The sequence below is a fragment of the Phyllobacterium sp. P5_D12 genome (assembly GCF_054049495.1).
In genome coordinates, this window is sequence record NZ_JBFUMG010001024.1 from 1 (window position 1) to 908 (window position 908).

General features: G+C 59.3%; 1 protein-coding gene and 1 pseudogene. Both read left to right on the forward strand.

Annotation, left to right across the window (positions count from 1 at the left end; translation table 11 throughout):
- Positions 1-391, forward strand: a 391-nt coding sequence (locus ACXJ5O_RS28420; RefSeq protein WP_457302830.1) for an ATP-binding cassette domain-containing protein, incomplete at its 5' end; no start/stop codon positions are given.
- A pseudogene (locus ACXJ5O_RS28425) lies at positions 388-908 on the forward strand (HlyD family type I secretion periplasmic adaptor subunit); the annotation flags it as partial. The gene ACXJ5O_RS28420 and the pseudogene ACXJ5O_RS28425, both read left to right, overlap by 4 nt.

A 908-nucleotide genomic window follows, 5' to 3' on the forward strand; every position in this document is an offset into this window, starting at 1 on the left:
GGCGCGGCTTGCTGATGTTCATGAAATGATCGGGCGGCTGCCGCTTGGCTACGATACGCCGGTGGGCGACGGGAAGTTGACGCTTTCCGGCGGCCAGCGTCAACGCATCGGCCTTGCCCGTTGCCTCTACAATCGCCCTCGCCTGATCGTGCTTGATGAGCCGAACGCCAATCTCGATGCAGTCGGCGAAAGAGCACTGATGCGTGCGATCGAACAGGCCCGCGATGATGGAGCAATCGTGGTGATGATTGCCCACCGCCCAACAATCATGCAGGTGGCTGACAAGCTGCTCGTATTGGAGAACGGGCGCATCACACAGTTCGGCCCCCGCACGGACGTCGTGTCGTCCATTACCCCGACCGGTCCAAAAATGGGAGCCACCGCATCATGACGGGCAACACAAACCTGCAGAAACGGGCCCCTCAACTATTGGCACCACGTACCGTGTCGGGCGGCGAAACCGTTCCCACCAAGTTCGGGTCCGTCCGTCCGGAATGGGTCACCGATCTTGAGCAGGAAGATAGAAAGTCCCCCCTGCGCAAGTTAATCATCGCAGGCGTATCGACGATTTTGATCGCGTTTGGCGGGTTTTTTGGATGGGCCTATTCTGCAGAACTTGGCAGTGCTGCCGTTTCGCTCGGAACTGTGATCGTCGATTCGAAGCGTAAGACAGTCAGCCACTTCGAGGGGGGCATCCTCGATCGTTTGCTGGTGCAGGAAGGCGATGAAGTGAAAGTCGGTCAGCCGCTCGTCCGCCTTGACGACACCAAGGCCCGGTCCGAGTTGCAATCCCTGCAGAGCCGCCGGGTGGGGCTTATCGCAAAGTTGGCGCGGCTGCGTGCCGAGCAGGCAGGAGAGACTGAAATCATATTTCCGCAGAACTTCGGCGAAATGGGCGATATTTCCGC